22 protein-coding genes are annotated in these 23,814 nt (G+C 58.6%); 15 read left to right on the top strand and 7 right to left on the bottom strand.

Going from position 1 to position 23,814, the window contains the following annotated elements; translation table 11 throughout:
* Nucleotides 1-138 precede the first annotated feature (138 nt).
* Nucleotides 139-1,305 carry an MFS transporter gene (locus L8H52_RS19630; protein ID WP_242208314.1) on the bottom strand — a complete coding sequence of 389 codons (1,167 nt, stop codon included), beginning with the start codon at nucleotides 1,303-1,305 and terminating at the stop codon, nucleotides 139-141.
* A 94-nt stretch (nucleotides 1,306-1,399) separates the two neighbouring features.
* On the opposite strand from L8H52_RS19630, the gene L8H52_RS19625 reads away from it, so the two are divergent.
* Together L8H52_RS19625 and L8H52_RS19620 are read left to right on the top strand one after the other, a co-directional pair.
* Nucleotides 1,400-2,305, top strand: a complete 906-nt coding sequence (locus L8H52_RS19625) for a LysR family transcriptional regulator (protein WP_242208315.1) — start codon at nucleotides 1,400-1,402, stop codon at nucleotides 2,303-2,305.
* Nucleotides 2,306-2,392: 87 nt separating this feature from the next.
* Nucleotides 2,393-3,646 carry an MFS transporter gene (locus L8H52_RS19620; RefSeq protein WP_242208316.1) on the top strand — a complete coding sequence of 418 codons (1,254 nt, stop codon included), beginning with the start codon at nucleotides 2,393-2,395 and terminating at the stop codon, nucleotides 3,644-3,646.
* A gap of 72 nt (nucleotides 3,647-3,718) precedes the next feature.
* On the opposite strand, the gene L8H52_RS19615 is transcribed toward L8H52_RS19620, so the two are convergent.
* A complete protein-coding gene (locus L8H52_RS19615; RefSeq protein WP_242208317.1) occupies nucleotides 3,719-5,149 on the bottom strand; it encodes an aldehyde dehydrogenase family protein in 1,431 nt (476 codons plus the stop codon).
* A 123-nt stretch (nucleotides 5,150-5,272) separates the two neighbouring features.
* Here L8H52_RS19615 and L8H52_RS19610 point away from each other — a divergent pair, with 123 nt between their 5' ends.
* The 3 genes from L8H52_RS19610 (at nucleotide 5,273) to L8H52_RS19600 (ending at nucleotide 7,585) form a co-directional block, all read left to right on the top strand.
* Nucleotides 5,273-6,175 (top strand): LysR family transcriptional regulator, encoded by a 903-nt coding sequence (locus L8H52_RS19610; protein WP_242208318.1) that lies wholly within the window; start codon nucleotides 5,273-5,275, stop codon nucleotides 6,173-6,175.
* Nucleotides 6,176-6,301: 126 nt separating this feature from the next.
* Nucleotides 6,302-7,126 (top strand): AraC family transcriptional regulator, encoded by an 825-nt coding sequence (locus L8H52_RS19605; protein ID WP_242208319.1) that lies wholly within the window; start codon nucleotides 6,302-6,304, stop codon nucleotides 7,124-7,126.
* Between the two features lie 72 nt (nucleotides 7,127-7,198).
* Entirely contained in the window at nucleotides 7,199-7,585 is a 387-nt protein-coding gene (locus L8H52_RS19600) for a cupin domain-containing protein (RefSeq protein WP_242208320.1), read from the top strand.
* A gap of 238 nt (nucleotides 7,586-7,823) precedes the next feature.
* On the opposite strand, the gene L8H52_RS19595 is transcribed toward L8H52_RS19600, so the two are convergent.
* Nucleotides 7,824-8,417 (bottom strand): NAD(P)H-dependent oxidoreductase, encoded by a 594-nt coding sequence (locus L8H52_RS19595; protein ID WP_242208321.1) that lies wholly within the window; start codon nucleotides 8,415-8,417, stop codon nucleotides 7,824-7,826.
* The gene (locus L8H52_RS19590) at nucleotides 8,414-9,271 is read right to left on the bottom strand and encodes a sterol desaturase family protein (protein WP_242208322.1); all 858 of its coding nucleotides are present in this window, start codon (nucleotides 9,269-9,271) and stop codon (nucleotides 8,414-8,416) included. The genes L8H52_RS19595 and L8H52_RS19590 overlap by 4 nt, the downstream gene beginning before the upstream one ends.
* Nucleotides 9,272-9,338: 67 nt before the next feature.
* On the opposite strand from L8H52_RS19590, the gene L8H52_RS19585 reads away from it, so the two are divergent.
* Entirely contained in the window at nucleotides 9,339-10,301 is a 963-nt protein-coding gene (locus tag L8H52_RS19585) for an AraC family transcriptional regulator ligand-binding domain-containing protein (RefSeq protein WP_242208323.1), read from the top strand.
* A gap of 163 nt (nucleotides 10,302-10,464) precedes the next feature.
* On the opposite strand, the gene L8H52_RS19580 is transcribed toward L8H52_RS19585, so the two are convergent.
* Nucleotides 10,465-11,478, bottom strand: coding sequence for an NAD(P)-dependent alcohol dehydrogenase (locus tag L8H52_RS19580; protein ID WP_242208388.1), 1,014 nt, complete (start codon nucleotides 11,476-11,478; stop codon nucleotides 10,465-10,467).
* 173 nt (nucleotides 11,479-11,651) lie between these two features.
* Between L8H52_RS19580 and L8H52_RS19575 the strand changes: the two genes are divergently transcribed.
* Nucleotides 11,652-12,572 carry a LysR family transcriptional regulator gene (locus tag L8H52_RS19575; RefSeq protein WP_242208324.1) on the top strand — a complete coding sequence of 307 codons (921 nt, stop codon included), beginning with the start codon at nucleotides 11,652-11,654 and terminating at the stop codon, nucleotides 12,570-12,572.
* A gap of 163 nt (nucleotides 12,573-12,735) precedes the next feature.
* The gene (locus tag L8H52_RS19570; RefSeq protein WP_242208325.1) at nucleotides 12,736-13,197 is read left to right on the top strand and encodes a hypothetical protein; all 462 of its coding nucleotides are present in this window, start codon (nucleotides 12,736-12,738) and stop codon (nucleotides 13,195-13,197) included.
* 16 nt (nucleotides 13,198-13,213) lie between these two features.
* Here L8H52_RS19570 and L8H52_RS19565 read toward each other — a convergent pair whose 3' ends face one another.
* On the bottom strand, nucleotides 13,214-14,458 hold the full coding sequence (locus tag L8H52_RS19565; RefSeq protein ID WP_242208326.1) for an MFS transporter: 1,245 nt from the start codon (nucleotides 14,456-14,458) through the stop codon (nucleotides 13,214-13,216).
* Nucleotides 14,459-14,688: 230 nt separating this feature from the next.
* Between L8H52_RS19565 and L8H52_RS19560 the strand changes: the two genes are divergently transcribed.
* The 6 genes from L8H52_RS19560 to L8H52_RS19535 all read left to right on the top strand — a co-directional run bounded on the left by L8H52_RS19560 (nucleotide 14,689) and on the right by L8H52_RS19535 (nucleotide 21,812).
* On the top strand, nucleotides 14,689-15,621 hold the full coding sequence (locus L8H52_RS19560; protein WP_242208327.1) for an AraC family transcriptional regulator: 933 nt from the start codon (nucleotides 14,689-14,691) through the stop codon (nucleotides 15,619-15,621).
* A 77-nt stretch (nucleotides 15,622-15,698) separates the two neighbouring features.
* Nucleotides 15,699-16,154 carry a (2Fe-2S)-binding protein gene (locus L8H52_RS19555; protein WP_039772180.1) on the top strand — a complete coding sequence of 152 codons (456 nt, stop codon included), beginning with the start codon at nucleotides 15,699-15,701 and terminating at the stop codon, nucleotides 16,152-16,154.
* Nucleotides 16,154-18,400: a molybdopterin cofactor-binding domain-containing protein gene (locus L8H52_RS19550; protein WP_242208328.1), complete on the top strand. Its 2,247-nt coding sequence runs from the start codon at nucleotides 16,154-16,156 to the stop codon at nucleotides 18,398-18,400. The genes L8H52_RS19555 and L8H52_RS19550 overlap by 1 nt, the downstream gene beginning before the upstream one ends.
* A gap of 17 nt (nucleotides 18,401-18,417) precedes the next feature.
* Complete coding sequence (locus tag L8H52_RS19545; RefSeq protein WP_242208329.1) at nucleotides 18,418-19,770, top strand: cytochrome c; 1,353 nt, start codon at nucleotides 18,418-18,420, stop codon at nucleotides 19,768-19,770.
* A gap of 12 nt (nucleotides 19,771-19,782) precedes the next feature.
* Nucleotides 19,783-20,787, top strand: a complete 1,005-nt coding sequence (locus L8H52_RS19540; RefSeq protein ID WP_242208330.1) for an XdhC family protein — start codon at nucleotides 19,783-19,785, stop codon at nucleotides 20,785-20,787.
* A gap of 122 nt (nucleotides 20,788-20,909) precedes the next feature.
* Complete coding sequence (locus tag L8H52_RS19535; protein ID WP_242208331.1) at nucleotides 20,910-21,812, top strand: bestrophin family ion channel; 903 nt, start codon at nucleotides 20,910-20,912, stop codon at nucleotides 21,810-21,812.
* Here L8H52_RS19535 and L8H52_RS19530 read toward each other — a convergent pair.
* Nucleotides 21,809-22,783 (bottom strand): NAD-dependent epimerase/dehydratase family protein, encoded by a 975-nt coding sequence (locus L8H52_RS19530; RefSeq protein ID WP_242208332.1) that lies wholly within the window; start codon nucleotides 22,781-22,783, stop codon nucleotides 21,809-21,811. The genes L8H52_RS19535 and L8H52_RS19530 overlap by 4 nt on opposite strands.
* Before the next feature lie 93 nt (nucleotides 22,784-22,876).
* On the opposite strand from L8H52_RS19530, the gene L8H52_RS19525 reads away from it, so the two are divergent.
* Complete coding sequence (locus tag L8H52_RS19525; RefSeq protein WP_242208333.1) at nucleotides 22,877-23,764, top strand: LysR family transcriptional regulator; 888 nt, start codon at nucleotides 22,877-22,879, stop codon at nucleotides 23,762-23,764.
* Nucleotides 23,765-23,814: the final 50 nt, after the last annotated feature.

The raw sequence follows: 23,814 nt of genomic DNA, 5'->3' as shown, positions 1-23,814 counted from the left end.
ACCACCCAAGCAAAATGTGCAGGATGCACTGGAGATTGGGCGGTAGGTGCTTTCGGTTGTATCTCACGGTCAGCAACGGCAGGAATCTACCATCTGCCGCCACTCATCAAGGGTAACGAATCACCCCCCCCACCTTCGTCACACCACAGCGGCTTCAATCGTTCTGGAACGCCACGCAAATCCCAACACCATCAGCAGCCCCAGGCCCGCCATCGCCGCGCCGGCCAGGGAGATCGCCGGATAACCCAGCCCGCTGCTGATCACCGCGCCGCCCAGCGCTGCGCCAATCGCATTGCCGAAGTTGAAGGCGCCGATGTTCACCGCCGAGGCCAGATTGGGCGCGTCCTTGGCCGCTTCCATGACGCGCATCTGCAGCGGTGGCACCAGGGCGAAGCTGGCAATACCCCAGATCAGGATGGCCACGGCGGCCGGCAGCGGCCAGCGCATCAGTACGGTGAACGCCAACAAGACGACAATCAGTACGCTCAGCGAGACGATCAAGGTGCGATCGATCGAGCGGTCAGCGGCCTTGCCGCCCCACATGTTGCCCAGCGTCAAACCGACACCGTAAAGCATCAGCATGGCGGTGATGAAGGCGGTGGACGCATGAGTCTCGCTGCTGAGGATCGGCGCGATGTAGGTGAAGACGGTGAACATCGCACTTGAGCCGACGACGGTCAGGGCCAGCGCGGCCAGCACCGGGCCGCGCCCCAAAACTCGAATTTCCGCCATGACACCGACGCTTTTCGGCGCCCGCACGTTCGGCAAGGCGAACCACAAAGCGGCCATGGTCACCACGCCCAGGCCGGTAATCCCCCAGAAAGCGGTGCGCCAACCGAACATTTCGCCAAACCAGGCGGCCAGCGGCACACCGCCGATGGTCGCCAGGGTCAGGCCCATGAACATCGCCGCCACCGCCCCGGCACGTTTTTCCGGAGCGACCAGGGTAGCGGCGACGACGGAGCCGACGCCAAAGAAGGCACCGTGGTTCAGTGAGGTCACTACCCTTGCGACCATAAGACTGTAGTAGTCGGTGGCCAGGGCTGACATCAGATTACCCAGGGTGAAAATCGCCATGAGCCCGATCAGCAGATAGCGCCGGGGAATCTTGCCGGTGGTCAGGGTCATCAGCGGTGCGCCGAGCAATACGCCCATCGCGTAAGCACTGACCAGCAAACCGGCAGCGGGAATGGAAACGCCCAGATCCGCAGCGATACCCGGCAACATGCCCATGGGGGCGAATTCTGTAACGCCGATGCCGAAGGCACCGATGGCGAGTGCAACAAGTGGTGGATTGATACGCATGGAAAGCTCCTTATCTATGCCGCCAATGCTACGATCCTGTCTTTTCAGGCGGTAGATGGCATTTTTGGCAATCACCTTTGCGTAGGAGGCACAAGTGGATTTCAACGGCAGGTCAGGTGAAATGAGCGTGTTCACCACCGTCGCGCAGGAAGGTAGCCTGTCGGCCGCCGCGCGTGCGCTGGGCCTGACACCCTCGGCCGTCAGTCGGATCATCGCGCGCACCGAGCAACGGCTTGGCACCCGCCTGCTGTTGCGCACCACCCGAGCGATCACTTTCACGGCCGAGGGCGAAGCGTTCCTGCGCGGCGCCCGGCGCATCCTCGCCGACATGGACGAGGTCGAAGAAGCCATCGCCGATCAAGGCGTGCCCCGGGGGAGATTGCGCGTGAGTGCCGCCCTTGGCCATGGACGCCTGGCCATTGTTCCCTTGGTCGCAGCCTTTAGCGCCCGTTACCCGAATATCGTCGTCGACCTCAACCTCGGCGACGAGGTGGTCGATATTCTCGGCGGGCAGGCTGACGTCGCAGTGCGCTTCGGTCATCTGCCCGACAGCCCGCTGACGGCACGCAGGATCGGTACGACCGGCCAGGTCGTGGTGGCATCGCCCGAGTATCTGCAGCGCCACGGCATCCCGCAGGAACCAGAAGACCTGCTCCAGCACAACTGCCTGCGCTTCAATTTCAAGCGTGCCGAACCCAACTGGCCGTTTATCCGCGATGGCAAAGTGTTTTCCCTGAAGGTCAGTGGCAACATCGAATGCAGCAGTGGTGAAGCGCTGGCGCAATTCGCGCGAATGGGCGCCGGCATTGCCCGTATCGGGGCGTTCAGCGTGAGCGAGGATCTTCAGCGCGGCGAACTGGTTTCACTGCTGGAAGCGTGGAACCCGGGGGACCAGGAACCGATTCATGCGGTGTTCGTCGGCGGCGCGACGATGCCGGCGCGGGTACGATTGTTTGTGGACTTCCTGGTGGAACATCACCGGATGTCAGCCGAGGCGTAAGCTGATATTTGCGCAGCTGCATTGCGGATAATTCGGCGCGTGCGAATGACATCCCCTACACAAGGTGCGGAGCAAGGAAGTCACCCATTGAGTACATTTCGAAAGTATCTTTGCCTGGACTTGTTACTTTGGATCTACCTCGGCTGTTGGAATACGACGCTACCTCTGATTATCGTGCAGCGAGGAAGCTTCCTGGAGCTGGCAGCCTACGAAACAGCCCTGGCACTCGCGGCGATCATTTCAATGTTGTGTCTGGCGCCGCGTGTTGAGTCAATGCGTCGCAGTACAGCGCTTAAGGTCGGCTGTTTTGCGTTATTGATTGCGAGCGTATTGCGATACTTTTTTGCCGCAAACTGGTATTCGCTTGATGCCCTGATACTGATCGATGTGATGGCTGCATCAGCATTTGGAATGATCCAGCCTCTTTTGGGCATCTATCCTGCGGAAACCGTTGATAAACATCGTGCGGACGCTGCATTTCGCGTCCGGCGCATCGTTGTTACTGTCGGCCGGGTTGCGGGGCCTTTGTTGGCGGGTATTGTCATTACGGTTTCCTCGCTGGAAGTCTCGCTGCTATTTGTGTCGATAGTGGGGCTGGCTATTGTGGTTTTAGCCATGGCGTTACCGATTAGCGCAGCCCCTGCCCTGCAACCCAGAAAATCATCAACCGATCTTGTTAATGACATGCTTTTAGGGCTTAAACTCAAATGCGTTCTACCGCCAGAACAATTTTTGACCTTTTCCGGATTACTACTTGGTTTTGCCGTCACAGCGACCGTACCGATGCTGGTGCCAACGCTCATACACACTCACGGTCTAGCTGAAGGTAGCGTTGGCTTGTTCAATGCGGTATTCGCCGGTGGAGCCGTTGCAGGTTTGTTCTTTTTAAGCCCGCTGATTAGCAAAAGGCAACATCAGCGCAACAAGTATCTCGGATGTTGGGCTTTATTAACTTCTGCACTCTGCGCAGCGGCGCAAGCAGACGAAATATGGCAGTTGAGTACTTGCCTGTTTTTCGCCGGGGCGGCAAGTACTTGCATTACGATGGTTGGAATGGACAAGAGAGTCTTGTCGATCCCCTCCGGCGTACGCGTGCGACTGATGGCATCCACGTTAGTGATCAGTCAGCTAGGAAGTTCGATTTCATTCATGATGACGGGCGCCATCATGTCCAGATCCGGCGCGACCAGTTTGATGTGGCTTTATCTCGGGGTATTTCTGATTGTCGTCATGTATTCCATGCGATCAAAAAAGATATGGCACTTTCTGGAAGATGACGCTGAGTCAGAGCTGTATTACGTGAAAAACCATCCGAAACTGGCGGCGATCATGAGTCCATGAAATGTCTCCTGAGTATGTGCCCGATAGCCCGGACGACGGATGGCAGTGCCCCCAGACAGGAACCTGACCCAGTCATTTCACCGGGTCATAGCTGATCAACGTCTTCGGCTCCAGATACGCGTTCATCCCCCACCTGCCCATTTCGCGCCCAAGGCCTGAATGTTTGAATCCACCGAAGGGGGCACGTGGTTCGTGGGCCAGGGTGTTGATGAGCACGCGCCCCGCATCGATCTGACGGGCGACGTTAATACAACGTTCAGCGCTTTTTCCCAGCACCAGGGCGCTCAGCCCATAGTCCGTATCGTTGGCAATGCTGATCGCATCGGCATCATCCTCGTAGGGGATGATCGTCAGCACGGGGCCAAAGATTTCCTCACGCGCGATGCGCATCCGGTTGTTGGCATCAGTGAAGATCGTGGGCTTCACGAACCATCCGGCATGCAAGCCTTGCGGGCGACCTTCGCCACCCGCCAGCAACCTCGCGCCTTCTTCCTGGCCGGTACGGATATAGCGCTGCACTCGTTCCCATTGTTTCTGGCTCACCATCGGACCGATGTCGGTGTCGGTGTCACGTGGATCGCCCGATCGGATCTGTGAGACGCCCTCCTTCGCAATCCGCTCGAACTCTGCCAGCCGGCGGCGCGGCACGAGGATGCGAGTGCCTGCGATGCAAGCCTGGCCGCTGTTGAGAAATCCGGCTTGCAGCACCAGCGGCATGACGGCCTGGAAATCCGCATCGTCAAGCACCACTGTGGGCGATTTGCCGCCGAGTTCAAGCGTCACACGCTTCATAGTGTCCGCACCAGTTTTGACCAGATGCTGGCCGATAGCGGACGAACCCGTGAACGAGATCTTGGCAACGTCGGGATGGCGGGCGATCTCCTCGCCAACCACATCGCCCCGTCCGTTGATGACATTGAATACACCCGGTGGCAGCCCCGCCTCGTGCAACGCCCTGACCACGACCTGCGTCTGCAACGCGCTCATCTCGCTAGGCTTGATGACGGCGGTGCAGCCTGCTGCCAGCGCGGTGGCCAGCTTGTTGCAGATGAAGCCCGCATTGCTGTTCCAGGGCGTGATCAAACCGGTCACGCCCACGGGCGTCAGAATGACCCTGGCCATACCGACCTGTTCCTCGAAATCGAATGCCTCCAGTGCATCGATTGCCTGCGCAATCACCTCGGCCGGATAAGTCGCCATCCAGCGCCCGCGAACCGCAGGCGCGCCGTACTCCACGAGGATGGCTTCCAGCAGCTCCTCCTCCCTTGCCGCCATGGCCCGGTGCATGCGGTGCAGTGCCGCAATGCGCTCCTCCCGGCTGGTACGGGCCCACGCTGGGAACGCAACCTTGGCGGCTGCGATCGCGCGCTGTGCGTCCAGTGCATCGCCCAGCCGAACCTGGCCGATGACTTCCTCGGTGCTCGGGTTATGAAGATCAAACCATTCCTGACCGTGTGGAAGGACGAACTCGCCGTTGATGTAGATATGTTCAATACGTTGCATGGCGACTCCTCGCTCAAAAACGACTCGCCTGAATCGAGCCTCTGTGATGGAGTCTAAGAAGGGTTCATTATTCCGATAAGCCATCCTTTGGCTGATGAAGCATCCTTATATTCAGGACAATCCATGCACAGAACAGCAATGACCGAGCTGGAAGTGTTACTGGCCGTGGCGCGCCGCAGCAGTTTTCGCGGCGCAGCACAGGAGTTGGGCATGTCCACTACCGCCGTGAGCAGCGCGGTGGCCGGCCTGGAAGCACGCCTGAAAGTGCGCCTGTTCAATCGCTCCACGCGCAGCGTTGCCCTCACCGACATCGGCCAACGCTATGTGGCCCGCATCGCCCCTGCGTTGGCACAGATCAAAAGTGCCGGCGAAGAAGCCAGCGTCGGCCCCGATGAACCCAGCGGCACATTGCGCATCAATGCACCGCATGGCGCGGCCTGCCTGCTGTTGGATCCGCTATTGAAGCAGTACGCTCAGCGCTATCCCGAAGTGCGCATCGACATCGTCAGCGAATCAAGCATGGTCGACATCATCGCCGGTGGCTTCGACGCCGGGATTCGCCTGGCAGAGTCTGTGCCGCAAGACATGATTGCCGTGGCACTCTCAGGTGACATCCGCATGCTCGTGGTGGCCACGCCCGAGTACTTCGAACGCCACGGCGTGCCCGAGCATCCGCGAGATCTGCTCACCCACCGGAGCATCGGCATGCGCATGGCCCATGGTGGCCTCTACCAGTGGGAATTGGAGTGCGATGGCCAAAAGCTGCAGATGGATTTGCCGGTGTCCTTCGCCTCCAACGAGTTGCTGGCCATCAAACAAGCCGTGGTGTCGGGCCTCGGCATTGGGTTCATTTCCGAGTGGTTCATCCAGGAAGAACTGGCGAGCGGCGCCCTGGTGCCGGTGTTGATGCCGTGGTGCCCGTCGTTTGGCGGGTTGAGGCTCTACTACTCGGGCCATCGCTTCGTGCCGGCGCGATTGCGCGCACTGATTGAACTGGCGCAGGCGTTGCGGCCCACTGTGGTTTGATCTGGGCTGAGACTTATCTGAAGGTCGCCGGCAAATTTGATGAGGTTGAAGGTTTGCTGTGGCGAACATGAGTTCCGTCAGATAAATATTCACCACTACCGCGCAGAGTCGGGAAGGTACACATTCATGGATCAGAAAAAAGGCCAGGCCGGCACCGCCGACTGGGTCATCCGCAGTGTTCAAGCCGGAGGCATCGAGCGTATCGAAGCGTGGTTCGGCAGCCACGGCTACGATCCTCATCGACACGACACCTACTCGATAGGTCGAACGTTGGCGGGCGTACAGAGCTTTCATTACGCAGGCTCGATGCGCCACGGTGTTCCCGGCAACACGCTCGTGCTTCACCCCGACGAACTCCACGATGGTATGGCCGGCACCGACGCAGGCTTTCGTTATCGAATGGCCTACGTTGATCCGGCATTAATCCAGAACGTCCTGGGCGGGGAACCCTTGCCCTTTATCGCAGGGGGACTTTCGAGCGATCCGCGTCTGTTTCATGCCAGTGAAGCATTCGTGCAAGCGGTGGATCATCCACTGGAAACACTCGAGGAACAGGACGCGCTGTATGACTTGGCGATGGCGTTGCGTGCCGTCGGGGGCAAGCCGCGCGGGCGCAAGCGTCTGGATTACCGCGCAGCCGAGCGCGCCAGAGCATTCATCCTCGAAAATGTGCACACCTGCATTACCCTGGAAATGCTGGAGCACGCCAGTGGGCGCGAGCGCTGGAGCCTGTCACGCGACTTCAGAACACTTTACGGTACGAGCCCTTACCGATTTGTCACCCTGCGCCGTCTGGATCGGTTCCGCGCATTGGTGCTTGAAGGTTTCACCCTGGTGGATGCGGCCCTCGTCGCGGGTTTCCACGATCAAAGTCATATGACCCGACACTTCAGCCGCTGCTACGGAGTTCCACCCATGCGCTGGCTGGAACGATTGCGGGCCGCACGCTGACTTGCAGGAACGTACAAGAGCGCCCTGCTCCATGCTCTATAGGATGACGACTTCGACCACAGAGGATTCGTCATGTCAAAGCTCCGTCATCAACAATCATCAGTTCCTGTAAACCTGGCACGTAAAGCTTCGCTCATCGAACAACAATGGAGTCCTAGGGTTATTGCGGAGATGAATGACTACCAGTTCAAGGTTGTGCGAATCGAAGGCGAATTCATCTGGCACTCACACCCCGAGACAGACGAGGCATTTCTTGTGCTGGAAGGCACCTTGCGCATCGACCTGCCGGAAGGCTGCGTCTATGTGAATCCAGGTGAACTGTATGTAGTACCCCGTGGCGTGGAACATCGGACAGCTGCAGAAGGTGAAGCAAAACTGATGATGATCGAGCCACGAGGCATTTTGAACACCGGGCATGAAGATGGGGAAAGAACGGCTTTGAACGACGTCTGGATATAATCCAGCGCCATCCTGTGCAACGTCTGCGCCGAGTTGGAAATAGTTGACCTTGACCGGAAGCTTTAGGCCATTAGCAGACGTTCGTGAACGACCGGAGCCGCGTGTCCGTTTTGACCTGGATCAACCAGTCGATGCAACACTCTGTTGATTCGACACTGAATACTTCTGCATCGACCTGGTTGAAACCAACGTATATACACGCAGCCTTATTTATTAAGCTTGTTGAGGCTCGACAGTCTCACATCCCCGTAGAGAACTCAGGTGGATGTTTGATTGCAGTTCGTATCGTACGCAAGGCGTCATCGTATTGGCAAAGAACATCCAAAGCCCAATCGGCACGTGCGCGGATACGAACATCATTTTCATCTGAAGGACATTTACTGTTAAGCACTGATTCAACGCTTCTTATAATCAGTTGCTCAGGCAAATACAGGATCCGGCTATTTTTATAGCTTGAAGCACGTAACTCTGTAATGGGATAGGCTCCCCCAAGTCCAGCCGAAACGCCAACCAGAAGCGCGGGCTTATGTCCTAGTTCGCTGAGCCCTGCGTACAAAAAGAAGTTCTTCAGGGCCGGGCAAGCCATGCCATTCCACTCTGGGCTAATCACGATCAATGCTGTTGCTTTTTTGAGGATGGATTGCTGGACACTCCAGGCTTTCTGAGTGTCTTCTTCTGGCCACAGCGGTAGCGGGCTCGACGCCAGATCTATTAGTTCGCTTGAGTCACAAAGCTCAAGTGCTTCCAACCGCTCGCGCAGATAATGGGCAACTTTGATTGATTGACTGTTGAATCTATTCGAACCAGACAGCAGAACGATATGACGACTCATTGTGCGACCTTCTGTTCAGCGTTACTTACTTTGGGGGCGGTGCGATGGGAGCGAACGATTGGCCAGAACAATTCTTCTTTCCAGGTTACCGGTGACAAATGTTCAATACCGTACGCTGGCGGACGCTTACGGGTAATTTTGGCTGTTCCGAACAAAACATCCCATAAAAATAACAGGTTACCGAAATTGCCTTTGTAGTGAGTCACGCCATCCTCTGCAGTCAAACCGTGATGCGCAGAATGAGTGGATGGAGTGGAGATGGTTCGCTCCAGAACCCAGATGAGCGGTCGTAAAACGCGAATGCGATAAAGTTTGTCGTCCCATGCAACACTGCTGTGTGCGGCGAAGATCACAGTCATTTTTATAATCAGATAAACGTAATAAACGGGTGCGAGCCCGAGATAAATCAACACGCCAGACAGCCAGATTCCCGGCATCAAGAGATAGTAGAAACTATTGTTGCGATAAACGATGCGAATGCTCATATAGGGCGCGGAATGATGTGCGCGATGCAATGCATAAAGAGCGGGAATCCGATGAGTCAGACGATGCCACCAATATTGGGTCATGTCATCCAGAAGTAGAAACAACGCAAATCCTGCGATCCATGGAATAGAGGACAGCGCGCCCTTCATTTCCGGGATGGCCTGATTTAGTATCGTGCCACTTAGCCACATGACTAAAGGGAATGTGACCGTCACTAATATACCGGAGCCGACCACTTCAATGAGTACGTCACGTTTACTACCTGACGACTGACGAAGCGACGAACAGGCAAGTTCAAGCAAAATGAAGGAGAGGAAAATCCCGGCTACTATCACGATGGGTTGATTGACGAGCATTGTTGTATTCATGGCGCTCTCGATTTAGGCCCTTCCGGGCAATGCCCTTTCATTAGAAACCTGCGAGCAAGTCCCCCCAATGCGCGAAATGGACAAAATTGAGCTAGAACCGGCCAACCGCCCACCCCAACGCTTTCATCGCGGCAGGCTGGGCCAGGTATTGGAGCGCTTCCTTGATAGCCAGGTTGCCCGGAAAAGTACGGATTACAACCTGATCGAACTGGATCAACTGTGGCGCGAAGCGGCCCGTATCGATCCGGCGATCGGATTAAAATTGTTCGCGTTATTCACACCCCAGGACTGGCATGTCCTGGCTTATCTTTGCCTGTACAGTCCAGATATTTTGTCAGCCATGCACCTTTGGGCCCGATATGCACCTCTTGCCTCGGACACAGACAATGTAAGGTTGGTGAAAGACGAAAACGGCGTCGGAGTCGAATTGAACGTTGATGCGCCAGGAGAGTTGGCGCGGTATGTCGTTGAACACTACGGGGTGATGTCCATTGCGCAGTTACGACGAGGTACAGGACACAATGTGCAGCCGATTTTGGCAAAGTTCACTCATTCGCGTCCGTCGTATTACAAGCAGTACACCCAATGGTTTGGTGATCGAGTTGAGTTTGATTGCTCGATCAACTGCTTCTATTTTCATCCTCGAAGCTTAAGCCTGCCAATGCAAACCCGTCATCACGGGATGTTGGAATTATTAACGCAGGAGCTGGATCGACGGATTGCCGCGCATCGGAATTTCAGCGGTTGGTCAGCCAAGGTTGCTGAAGGAGCGCGACGATCTCTAGCGAGACGTGAAATTCCCAATCTGGACAATCTGGCGAAGTCGCTGCACCAGACACCAAGGACCTTGCGCAGACGGCTGGAAGAGCAAGGTACAACCTTCAGACAATTGCTCGACCAGATTCGCGCAGAATTGGAAATGCATCTTGAATTGCAAGGAGAGTCATTAACGGATATTGCTGCTCAACTAGGTTACAGCGATTTGACGGCGTATCTCCACGCCCGAAGCCGATGGCGTGAGATGAAATAAGGTGGCAGCCAGAAAGTTGATGGCAAGTGGATTGTGATTAGCAAGTTTTTTCAAACTCACGTAGCGCCTTCGGAATGGGTCGTCCGACGGCCTCTGTTTATGCGTTGACATCAGAATCTGCTGCGATGGGCGAGAAAAAAGGCGCCAGATTGGCGCCTTAACGTTATCTAACGACGTTGATCACTACTTTTCCAAATGCTCCCCTCGCGAGATGTTCGTAAGCTTCTCGTGCTTTCTCGAACGGATAGACCTGATCAATCACGGGACGGATTTTGTGCTCGTTGAGGAAAGTATTCATCCGGTCGAATGATGAACGCGGCGCCACGGCGATACCGCGAATGGTCGTCTGGCGGAAAATGAGTGGCATCAGATTGAGTTCGACGGTTTGCCCTGTCAGAAAGCCGATCTGCGCAATACGCCCCGATGCCTTGGTTGCTGCGACCGATTGGTTGATGCCACTGCCACCGGCCACATCGAGTAACAGATCCACGCCCTTGCCTTCGGTCAGCTTCAGCACTTCGTCCGCCCATTCCGCAGTCGTTCTGTAGTTGATGCCCGCCACAGCTCCCAGCCCCTTCACGGTTTGCAGATTCTGGTCGCTGCTCGATGTTGCGATGACCTTCGCGCCAAGTGCAGTAGCAATCTGCACGGCAAATATCGATACACCTCCAGTACCTTGAACCAATACGGTTTGGCCCGGCTGGATTTGTCCAAAGTCCACCAGCGAATACCAGGCTGTGAGCGCAGCAATGGGCAGTGTTGCCGCCTCCTCGTCGCTCATGTTGTCGGGTGCACCGACGGCGCTGTCTTCATGGATGATCATGTATTCGGCCAGACCGCCGGGCAACGGCGAACCGAAGCAGTAATCGGGTTCGTTCGGCCCTGGCTCGCCATCCAGCCAACGTGAGTAAAGGTGGGAGTTGACGCGATCACCGATTTTAAAACGCGTGACGTTGTCACCAATCGCCACCACCGTGCCGGCTGCATCGCTCACCGGAATCAGCGGTTTGGGCACCCTGTGCGGTTCATAAATGCCGTCGACGATAGCCTTGTCGCGAAAGTTGAGCGAGACAGCGCCGACCTTCACCAGTAACTCGCCAGCCTTGGGTTGCGGGGTCGCAACCTCTCCCAATTGCAGGTTGTCGAGTCCGAAATCGTTCAATAACCAAGCTTTCATTGCCAATCTCCAAATACACATCAATGGCCTCGAACCAGAGCCGGTTCCGCCTTGGGTGCATTTTTCGCTGTTGAGGACGCGCAATAAATGCGTGGAAAAAGACATGATTGTTCTATTCTTGGATAACAATCATGTTCAACCTCTTATTCATTCGGGGTTCATAGGAAAGCGTCATGGAATTGCTTCAATCGATGCGGCTGTTCGCCAGGCTTGCCGAACTTGGCAGCTTTACCAAAGCCGCCGAATCGCTGGACATCGGGCGACCTCAGGTCACTCGGTACATCCAGGAGCTGGAAACGTCATTGGGCGTGCGCTTGTTCCAGCGCACCACGAGAAAGGTCGCACTCACCGCCGAGGGCGAGAGGTTCTATGAGCGGGTGCAGGAAATTCTGGCGGGTATTGCTGCTGCGACCTCAATGTTCGATCGATCCGGAGTAACACTCACAGGCCGACTTCGCGTCGATATCCCAAGCGCCTTTGCGCAAATGAAATTCATCAATAGCCTTAAAGAATTCACCGCCTCCTACCCAGGTATCAACATGGTCCTGGGCGTGACTGATCGGGCCGTCGACTTGATCGGCGAAGGCATCGACTGTGCGTTGCGTATCGGCGATCTACCGGATTCGAGCTTGATTGCTCGCCCTGTCGCGATGGCGACGATGGTGACGTGTGCCGCGCCCGGGTACTTGAACGAGCATGGCGAGCCCAAGACACTCGACGATCTGGCCTCCCATCGAGGCGTCAACTTCTTGTCCGGTCAGAGCAACAGAACATTGCCCTGGCATTTTTCGGTGAAAGGTCAGGATCGATCCTTTGTGAGTAACGCCGGCATCACCGTCACCGAGTCGAATGCGTACGTTCAGTGTGGCGTGTCGGGTTTCGGAATAATTCAGGCGCCCGGGATCGCCGTGGCCGAGCATTTGGAAAGTCGCGGTTTGGTGGAGATTCTAAAACCCTATCGGCCAGCCCCTCGTCCCGTGTCATTGCTATACCCGAGCCGGACTCATCTGGCGCCCCAGGTTCAAGCTTTTATCGAGTGGCTGCAAGAGCGCTTCCGCTGCTTCATTCCGACTGGCTTGAACTGTAGCGATTGAGCTGTGTAAACGGTGGTCACGGGGCAGAGCTGCTCCTTCGCGAATGTGCATTCCTGCCCAATTCCCATAACCCCCTCATGTAACCCAAAAACACGCCGATATCCTCCAGCAGCACGGAAGCACCGCAGCAGTACTTACTTCATGGACGGCAGGAACCCGATCAATGTTGGAATACCTCTGGCGCAGTATCCATTCCCCGGACTACTTGCCCAACGTACTGGAGTGGATGCTCCATATTCTCCTCAGCCCGTTCATGGTGATCATGTGCCTGATGGTCGGAGCGCTCGCCGGCAAATGGTGGAGAGCACTGCCCTACGGCAGTCTGACTTGTTATGTGGTCTTCCTGAGCCGGTCTTCTTTCTATCGGTGGGAAAGCATTTTCCCCGTAGCCGGCCTGCCTGCGCTGGCGATCGATAGCGCGCTGTTGGCGCTGCTCGGCTTCTATTTGAAAGGCGTACTCAGAACCCGCGTTGAAGCGAAACCCGAAGGCCATTGGCTGCGCAGGCTTTATCAAGGCCTTAAGGTCGTCATGCTGACCGTCATGGTGTTGTTCTGGGGCATCGTCGTGCTGTTTGTCGTGGTCTTCACTGTCTCGGTCGCGACGCAACCGTCATTGGCGCACTGAGCAGCTTCGTGCTTGATCAGACAAATCGGGTCTCAGGATCGCCGGGAACCGTGTCCGAATGAACTGCCGACTCAACAAGATGAACCTCCGTGGCATTGCGCCCCGCCAGCCATGCCAGCACTGAGGCGACAACCAAGACAGCGGCGCTAAGCTCGAATGTAGCTTTGTAACCGCTCAGATCAAAGGCCAAACCTCCAATGATTGCGCCACCGGCGATCGCCAGTTGGACAATCGCCACGAGCAAGCCGCCTCCAGCCTCCGCATCATCCGGCAGCGTTTGCGCCAGCCATGTCCACCAGCCGACCGGCGCGGCGGTAGCCACCAGTCCCCAGAGGCCGAGCAACATGGCGGTCAGCAGCGGTGATTTGCCGAAGCTGACTAATGCCAGCGCGATGGCCGCCATGATCAGTGGGATGACGGTTAACGTGCGGTAGAGGCCGCGGCCCATAAACCGTTCGATCAGAAAGGTACCGATAAAACCGGCCAGTCCCAGCCCCAGCAGCATCAAGGACAACGTAGAAACGCTGACGCCCGTCACGCCTTCAAGAAAGGGCCGCAGGTAGGTGAACAGCATGAACTGGCCCATGAAAAATACGCTGACAGCGATCATGCCCAAGGCCACTGGCAATTGCTTCATCAGCCGCAGGACGTTGCCGCTTCCGGGCTGGCGTTCGGCCTTGAAGGATGGAAGGCTGATCAGCAGCCACACGGCGGCAAGCACCGCGACCGGAACCACACAAAAGAATGCGCCGCGCCAGCCGATCAGCGAACCGAGAAAACTCCCTGCCGGAGCGGCGATGACCGTCGCCAGCGCGTTACCGCCATTGACGATGGCCAGCGCTCGCGAAACCTGTTCAGGCTTCACCAGACGCATTGCAGTCGCCGCCGACAGCGACCAGAAACCACCAATCGCGATCCCGATCAACGCACGTCCGAACATGAATGACGGATAACCCGGCGCGACCGCGACGACCGTACCGGAGACGATCATCAACAAGGTCAGACCCAGCAGCAATTTCTTGCGTTCGATCCGCGCGGCGACCGAGGCAATCAACAGACTGGTGATCAAGGCAAAGGCGCCGGACACGGAAATCCCCTGCCCGGCCTGGCCTTCGCTGATGTGCAGGTCTGCCGCAATCGGCGTCAGCAGACTGACCGGCATGAATTCTGAAGCGACCAAAGCGAATGCGGCCAGCGACATGGCCAGCACGGCGCTCCAGCCGCCTGTTCTTTTGGAAGGATCTGTAGAAGGAAATGTCATTTAAACGACCTGTGATGCGAAAAAACGGGTGGATGTGATGCGCAGGGGCAAGCAGTTCGACGTCCATCCGGGCACTGCCCCCGAAACAGATAGACACATTCTCCCGGTCAATCCGGCCCTTCCCTAGTGCATTCCTCTTGAATGCTTGCCTGATCCTCTGGCGATGCAGGGTGATGGATAGGAAACGTCTCGTGCGCGGATTAGAGTTCGCTCAACAGGAGTGACCCGACATGATCCCTACCCCTCTGCCCGAAGAATCGCCTTTGGCATTGAACATCGACCCGCGCGTGAGCGCGCCGGGTGACTTCGCCACGGCCATACCCGGACTGTCGCTGTTTCGTCGCGACCAGCCGGCGCCCCCCGTGGTGTGCATGATCGAACCGAGCCTGATTCTCGTCGGTCGCGGCGAAAAACGTTTGTGGGTCGGTGGTGAGGGTTACAGCTATGACCCTTCGCGGTTTCTGGTGACGTCGCTGGACCTGCCCGCCAACTCCGAAGTGACGCTTGCCAGTCCCGAACAGCCCTGTGTCGGTCTGGTGCTGAAACTGGATGTGAGCATGCTCGCCGAAGTCATCACCAAGAGTGGCTTGCCGGCCAAGCGGCAGCCATCAACGGGCTCCGGCGCCGCGATTGGCAGCCTGTCGTCTGCGCTGGAGGGCGCACTCGATCGCCTGCTGGCATTGCTTGATGAACCCGAGGCGATTCCGGTGCTGGCGCCGCTGATTTTGCGCGAAATCCACTATCGGCTGCTGCACACCGATCAAGGCGCACGGCTGCGGCAGATCACGGCCGTCGATGGTCAGGGTTACCGCATCGCCAAGGCGATTGACTGGCTCAAGGTCAACTACGCCGAAGCCCTGCGCATCGACGATCTGGCCGCGCGGGTGCAGATGAGCGCGCCGACCTTTCACCATCATTTCCGCCAGCTCACCGGCATGAGTCCGCTGCAGTATCAGAAATGGCTGCGGCTCAACGAAGCGCGGCGGCTGATGCTGGTCGAGCGCCTCGACGTTTCGCGCGCGGCGTTTGCGGTCGGCTACGAAAGCCCTTCGCAGTTCAGCCGTGAATATGGCCGCCTGTTCGGCACCGCGCCGAGTCGTGACATTGCCCTCCTGCGCGGGCAGCCATTCGAGGCGGAAGCGCTGGGCACAGTCGCCAATTGAACGAAAAACGCTGATGCGCCTCGCCGCGTGTCACCGCTCATAACAATGCACGTCAACCGATGATCAGCGGGTGAATCATGGAACTACGAATCAACCAGAAGACCTATCAGGTCGATGCCGACGCCGATACGCCCTTGCTCTGGGTGATCCGCGATGATCTGGGCATGACCGGCACCAAGTACGGCTGCGGACTGGCGCAATGCGGTGCCTGCTCGGTGCTGGTGGATGGCAACGTCGTGCGCTCGTGCGTCACGCCAGTGGCCGGTGTGGTCGGCCGCGAGGTCACCACCATTGAGGCTATCGAAAGCGATGACGTGGGCAAACGCGTGGTCTCGACTTGGGTCGATCTGCAGGTCGCTCAGTGCGGCTACTGCCAGTCCGGCCAGGTGATGGCCGCCACCGCGCTGCTCAAGCAAAACCCCAAACCGAGTGATGCGCAGATCGAAGCGGCAATGGTCAATCTGTGCCGTTGCGGTACTTACAACGCCATTCATGCCGCTGTGCATGAGCTTGCCGGCAAGGGAGACGCGTGATGAACGTTCGAATCGATCCTTCACAGCATGCCTCGGTACTGGATCTGCACGAACCGATCAATGTATCGCGCAGACGTTTTCTCACCGGCACCGCCGTCGGCGCACTGGTCCTCGGTTTCGGTCTGCCGCTCGGTACAACACGCGTGCAAGCAGCAGCGGCTTCGGCCGAGCGTGGCACGCAGGTGCCGGCGTTTCTCGAGATCCGCCCGGACAATCGCGTGCGTTTGCTCTGCCCGTTCATGGAAGGCGGACAAGGCACATTCACCGCGATGGCGCAGATCGTCGGTGAAGAACTGGATGCCGATCCGTCGACCTTTCTGGTCGAAGCGGCACCACCCGGCGAAGCCTATGTGGTATTGGAAAACGGCATGCGTATCACCGGCGGCAGCATGTCGGTGCGCATGAGTTACCCGGTCATGCGCCGCCTCGGCGCCCTTGCCCGCGCCATGTTATTGCAGGCGGGCGCGCAGCAACTTGGCGTGCCGATAAGCGAGTTGAGCACCGAACCCGGCAAAGTCGTGCACGCCAAGTCTGGCCGCTCGCTGGCCTACGGTGAACTGGCCGAGCGTGCGATGGATCTGCCGGTTCCTGATCCGGCTTCCGTGAAGCTGCGTGATCCGAGCCAGTTCCGCTGGATCGGCAAACCGGTGAAGCGCCTCGATGCCTACGACAAGTCCACGGGCAAGGCGCTGTACAGCATCGATCTGAAAGTCGACGACATGCTCCATGCCGCCGTTCAACATGCTCCGCGCCTGGGCATGACCGTGGGCAACCTGCGCAACGAAGAGCAGGTCAAGGCAATGAAAGGCGTACATTCCGTGCATTGTCTGCCGGGTGCCGTGGCGGTGGTTGCCGAGCGCTGGTGGCACGCCAAACGTGCGGTCGAAGCGATTCAGGTCGACTGGCAGGAGCCAACCGCCGAGAGCAAAGTGCGGCCGATGCCCGCCGACTTTTCCAGCGATGCCTGGTTCAAGCGCCTTGCGGAAGACAAAGGCCCGGCCAAAGATGATGAAAACCAAGGCGACGTGGCTTCGATCCTCAAGGATTCCAAGACCCGGATCGACGCCACTTACCACAACCAATACCTGAATCACAGTCAACTGGAACCGCCTTCGGCACTGGCCCGCTTCAACCCGGACGGTTCGCTGGAAGTCTGGTTGCCGAATCAGGCGCCGGACATGTTCCGCGCCGACATCGCCAAACGCACGGGCCTCGATCTTTCGCGCATCACCTTGCATTCGCCGCTGCTGGGCGGATTCTTTGGCCGGCATTTCCTCTACGATTCGGCCAGTCCCTACCCTCAGGCGATTGCGCTGTCCAAGGCAGTTGGCCGCCCGGTCAAACTGATCTGGAGTCGCGAGGAAGAGTTTCTGCGTGACGTGCTCCGTCCCGTTGCTGCAGTGAATTTCCGCGCTGCGCTGGACAGCGACGGCTGGCCGCTGGCAATCGAAGCGATCAGTGCCACCGAAGGCCCGACCGAAGCGCTCGCCGGCAAGCAGGGTGAGAAACTCGACCCTACGGCGCTTGAAGGGTTGTCGGGCAAGTCCTATGCGATCGCCAACAAACGCATCGCGCAGATCTACGTCAAAGGCCCGGCGATGCTCGGTTACTGGCGTTCGGTGGGCAATTCGCTCAACGATTTCTTCTATGAATCGTTCCTCGACGAACTGGCCGACAAGGGCGGCAAAGATCCGTTCGACCTGCGCCTGCATTTGCTGCGCGACAACAAACGCCTGACCACGCTGCTGCAAGCGGTGGGTGAACTGTCCGGCGGCTGGAAGCGCGGGCCGTTTACCGCCGAGGATGGCAGCCGACGTGCGCGCGGTGTGGCCATGGCTTCGCCGTTCGGAACGGAGACAGCGGTGATCGCCGAGGTGTCCATCGAGAACGGTCAGGTCAAGGTGCACGACATCTGGCAGGCGATTGACCCGGGCAGCATCGTCAACCCGGCGATTGTCGAGGCGCAGGTCAATGGCGCCGTGGCGCTGGGGCTGTCGCAAACCTTGGTGGAAGAAGCCGTGTGGGTGGATGGCAAACCCCGGGCGCGCAACTACGACCTGTATCCGATCCTGCCGCCTGCGCGGATGGCCCGGGTTCACGTGCGGGTGGTCGAGAGCGGGGAAAAAATGGGTGGCATCGGTGAACCGCCGTTACCTGCGGTCGCGCCCGCCGTCGCTAACGCGGTGGCAAGGCTAACCGGTCAGCGGGTGCGCAGCCTGCCCATGAGCCGACACACCTTCACTTGATCAGCGCCGGAGCGTCCATGAATAACAGCCGATTCGCAAGAACCGCTGGCTGGCTGGCCGTGCCGTGCCTGGTCGCGGCAGGCCTGCTGGCCTGGTATATCACCCGCGAGCCTGTCTCGCGCCTGGAAAACCATCAGATCGCCGTGGCCGATATCGACCCGGCACTGGTCGCGCGTGGCGAATACGTCGCCAGGCTCAGCGATTGCGTGGCCTGTCACAGCGTGCCGGGCGGCGCGCCATTCGCCGGCGGCCTGGAAATGGCCACACCGCTGGGCTCGATCCACGCGACCAATATCACCCCGGACACGGACACCGGCATCGGCCACTACAGCCTGGCGGACTTCGACCGAGCGGTGCGTCACGGCGTGGCACCCGACAGTCGCCGTCTGTATCCGGCGATGCCCTACCCGTCCTACGCCAAACTCAGTGACGACGATGTGCGCGCGCTGTATGCGTTCTTCATGAAAGGCGTGGCGCCGGTTAAACAGGCGAACATCCCCAGTGCCATTCCGTTTCCGCTGAACCTGCGCTGGCCGATCGCACTGTGGAACGGTGTGTTCGTCGATGCCGAACCGTATGCGGCGAAACCGTCGCAGGATGAACAGTGGAACCGTGGCGCTTACCTCGTTCAGGGTGCCGGGCACTGCGGCAGTTGCCATACGCCGCGTGGCCTGGCGTTCAACGAGAAGGCACTGGATGACACCGGTAAACCGTACCTCGCCGGTGCGTTGCTCGATGGCTGGTACGCACCGAGCCTGCGCGATGATCACAACACCGGGCTGGGCCGCTGGAGCGAGGCGGACATCGTGCAGTTTCTCAAGACCGGTCGCAATCAACACGCGGTGGTCTACGGCTCGATGACCGAAGCGTTCAACAACTCAACGCAGTTCATGAGCGATGACGATCTGACCGCGATTGCCCACTACCTGAAGTCACTTCCCGGGGATCGCGAACGGGATGGCGCGCCGTGGCAGTATCAAGCCGTACCGGCAGCGCAACGTCTGGATTCGCCCGGTGCTCATACCTACGTGACGCGTTGTGCTTCCTGCCATGGTCTGGACGGCAAGGGTCAACCTGAATGGATGCCACCTTTGGCCGGCGCCACCTCGGCACTGGCCAAGGAGAGCGCTTCGGCGATCAACATCACCCTGAATGGTTCGCAGCGTGTCGTGACTGCCGGCGTGCCGGATGCCTATCGCATGCCGGCCTTCCGTGAGCAGTTGTCGGACCAGCAGATCGCCGAAGTGCTGACGTTCATGCGCAGCACTTGGGGCAATCAGAGCACGGCGGTCGATGCGCAGTCGGTGGGCAAACTGCGTGAACACACCGATCCAGCCAGCAGCAGTCCGATCATCCTGCAGATGCGCTAAGAGGAGAGATTGATGGAAAGCATCGACTTGCTGGTCCTGCGCACGGCGCGGGACTGGCTCGCCGCCGGCGAGCGTGTATTGCTCGCCACGGTGGCGCGCACCTGGGGTTCTTCACCACGGCCGACCGGGTCGATGCTGGCCTTGCGTGAGGATGGTCGCGTGGTGGGCAGCGTGTCCGGCGGCTGCATCGAAGACGATCTGATCCATCGCTATACCACCGCCCATGGCGGCAACGCGTTTAGTGACAGCGCACCGCAAGTGGTGCGCTATGGCGTCAGTGCCGATGAGGCGCATCGTTTCGGCTTGCCGTGCGGTGGCACGCTTGAATTGATCCTCGAGTTCAACCCGGCGTGGCAGTCGCTTGATGAGTTGCTGACGCAACTGGATGCCGGGCAACTGGTTCGTCGTCGCTTGGTGTTGGAGTCCGGTCAGGTCACGCTCGAACCCACCACGACGCCGGAACAATTCAGCTTCGATGGCGCACAGATGCTCAACACTTTGGGACCGGGCTATCGGATGCTGATGATCGGGGCGGGTGCGCTGGCCGAGTATCTGGCGACCATGGCGTTGTTCAACGGGTTCAAAGTGGCGGTGTGCGATCCGCGCCCCGAGTACATCGAGACGTGGGCGATAGACGGTGTCGAGCGCATCGTCGGCATGCCGGATGACGTGGTGCGGGACTTTGCGGTCGACCTGCGCACCTGCATCGTCGCCTTGAGTCATGACCCCAAACTCGACGATCTGGCGCTGCTCGAAGCGCTGCACGGGCCGGCGTTCTACATCGGAGCGATCGGCTCGCGGCGCAACAGCCAGCTGCGCCGCGAACGCCTGATCGAACATTTTGGTGAAACCGAGGCGTCGCTTGAGCGCTTGCATGGGCCGATCGGCCTGTACATTGGCAGCAAGACGCCTGCGGAAATCGCCGTCAGCGTGATGGCGGAGATTCTGGCGGCGAAGAATGGTGCGCGCCTGCCGCAAGCGTTTTCAGTTGCCAAGGGCAAAGCGCTCGCGGAGTGAGTGGCACGTCTACACCGAGTCGATGTCATCGGCCGGGCGGTGACGGCAACAACCGAACCTTCCCGTGAAAACAGCGTCCGAGCTAAGGCGTTAACGCCTACCGCTCGCCACGAGGTTTCCGTTTGAAAGCTGCCATCGTCAAAAAATACCGTTTGATCATCAAGACTCTGGGCTATGTCGGCTGGGCGTTGTTCTGGCTGCTGCTCTGGGACATCGCCGTCACCGTCGACTTCATGCTGTTCCTCAATGCCAAGTTGAATCTGCCATTGATGCCCCTGACGTTATTGGGTTCGGCCTTGATCGTGCTGATCAGTTTCCGCAACAGCAGCGCTTACAACCGCTGGTGGGAAGCACGGACGTTATGGGGTTCGATGATCAACAATTCACGCAGCTTCGCCCGCCAGGTGCTGACGTTGCTGGATGATCCCGGCAGCGAGGTGAATCCGGTCAAGTCGACTCTGTTGCGCCGTCACGTCGCCTACGTGAATTGCCTCGCGGCGCACCTGCAAGGTCAGCCTTGTCCTGAGGAAGTCCGGGCATTTATTCCCGCCGATGAGTTCGCGCGCAATGGCACCACCAACAACTTTGCCAACGACATCCTCACCGGCTCCGCGACCTTGCTTGCAAGGGAATACAAGGCCGGGCGCCTGGACAGCATCCGTTTGGCGCGATTGGAATCGACCTTGGTGGATTTGTCCAACAGTCAGGGCGGTATGGAGCGGATCGCGAATACACCGCTGCCCTACCCTTATGTGTATTTCCCACGGCTGTTTATTTCACTGTTCTGCCTGATCGTGCCGATCGGGCTGGTGGAATCCTTGGGCTGGTTCACGCCGCTGGCTTCGACCGTGGTCGGCTTCATGCTGCTGGCCATCGAGCGCATTGGCACCGATCTGCAAAGTCCGTTTCGCCACAGCGAACATCAGATTCAGATGGAAGCGCTGTGCGAAACCATCGAGAAGAACCTGCAATCGATGCAGCGTGATTCGTTGGGCAATGTGCGCAGGATTGAAGAGAACGCTTAACGGTTGCGCAGACACCCCAAACCCATCAGCGTCGCCTCCACCGCGTCATCCAGCGAAGTGTGCGGCTCACTCCCCAACGTCGACTGCAAGAGCGAACCGCTCAAGCGCACCGGCTCATTCCACAGATAGCGCACTTCCAGCATTTCGCGGAATGTTTCGACAAAGGGTGACAGCCCCCTGATCAGCCACCAAGGGAAGGTCTTGATCTTCGGCATCTTGCCGCCGCGTCGTGCGACGACGCGGCGTATGGCTTCAGCCATTTGCCGGCCATCTGCGTCCCAGTGGCCGGCCATATGAAACGCCGCAAAAGGTTCGAGCGTTTCCCGACGTTCCAGCAATTGCGCTATTGTGCTGGCGACATCAGGCAAATAGGCCCACTGGTTGCCGATGCCTTCGGCATTTGGCAGCAGCACCCGAGTCACCGCCCTGCCCGGTTTGACCAGACCTTGGGAAAACCAGTTATTGCCCGGTGCCGGGCCGAAAAAATTGCCCGCGCGAACAATGATCACTCGACAGCCCTGAGTACTGGCGTTGCGCAGCCGTTGTTCAAGCTCAACCCGCAAAGCACCTTTGCGGGTCAAAGGTCGCTGTGGCGAATCTTCGTGCAGTAACGGAAAGGCATCCGGCCCGTAGTTATAAACGGTGCCCGGCAGGACAATTGTCGCGCCCTGTGCAATGGCGGCTGCGATGGTGTTGTCGAGCATGGGCAAGACCTGCTGGTCCCAGCCGCGATAACCCGGTGGATTGACCGCGTGGACGATGACTGAGCAGCCCTGTGCAGCGGCCATGACCTGCTGCCGATCCATCGCATCACCGGTAAACCAAGTGATGCCTTCGGATACCTCGCTCTGAGGACGGCCACCGCGACGCAGCGCACACACCTGCCAGCCTGAATCGCGCAGCGTGCGCGCCACTTCACCGCCAATGCCACCCGTTGCACCCAAAACCAAAACGCGCCGACTTGCGATCATGTTGATCGTCCTCTCGATGGAATGAGGGAAGTCTGAAGGCACTTACAGCTCAATGAAATTGCGTAATTTCGGCTAGCCGCTATACATTTATGCATGGATAACGACATTAGTTGGGAACTGTACCGCTCGTACTTGAGCGTGCTGCAGGAAGGTTCACTATCGGCCGCCGCACGAGCGCTGGGTGTCGCGCAACCCACGGTCGGGCGCCACATCGACATGCTCGAACGGCAACTCGGCGTGAGCCTGTTCACCCGTTCGCAACAAGGTTTGCTGGCGACAGAGGCCGCGCTGGCACTCAAGCCTTTCGCCGAATCAATGCGCGCCAATGCCGCCGCCCTTATACGCGCGGCCGAAGCTCAAGGGTGCGGCGTCCGAGGAACCGTGCGCATCAGTGCCAGCGAGGTGGTCGGCGCGCAAGTGCTGCCTCCCGTGATTGCCGGGCTGCAGCGCCTATACCCGGAACTCAATGTTGAACTCGTGCTGACCAATCGCGTTCAGGACCTGTTGCACCGTGAGGCCGATATCGCCGTGCGCATGGTCGCCCCCGAACAAGGCTCGCTGATTGCCCGACGTATCGGCGACATTGAACTGGGCCTGCATGCCCACCGCCGTTACCTCGATGCTCGCGGCGCACCACAAACACTGGAACAACTCACCGATCACGCGTTGATCGGGTTCGACCAGGAAACACCGTTCCTGCGCAACGCCAGACACTGGTTACCGCAGTGGCGCCGCGAACATTTCAGCTTGCGTACCGACAGCGATCTGGCCCAGTTGGCGATGATTCGCGCCGGCGTAGGCATCGGCGTGTGTCAGGTGCGAGTGGCGCAGCGTGACGCTGAACTGGTTCGGGTGCTCGCCCCTCTCTTCGAACCCAGACTGACTGTGTGGCTGACCATGCACGAAGATCTGCGCAACAGCCCGCGCTGCAAAGTGACCTTCGAGGCTCTGCGGTCAGGGCTCGAGCGCTATGTGGGCTAAGCTGCTTTTATCGGCATGCTTCAGCTGTCGCCAAACAACGGCTAAGTTCA

This window comes from Pseudomonas sp. CROZ-RG-20F-R04-15 (genome assembly GCF_022662375.1).
Classification (GTDB): Bacteria; Pseudomonadota; Gammaproteobacteria; order Pseudomonadales; family Pseudomonadaceae; genus Aquipseudomonas.
This window is presented reverse-complemented; position numbering and strand designations above follow the sequence as displayed.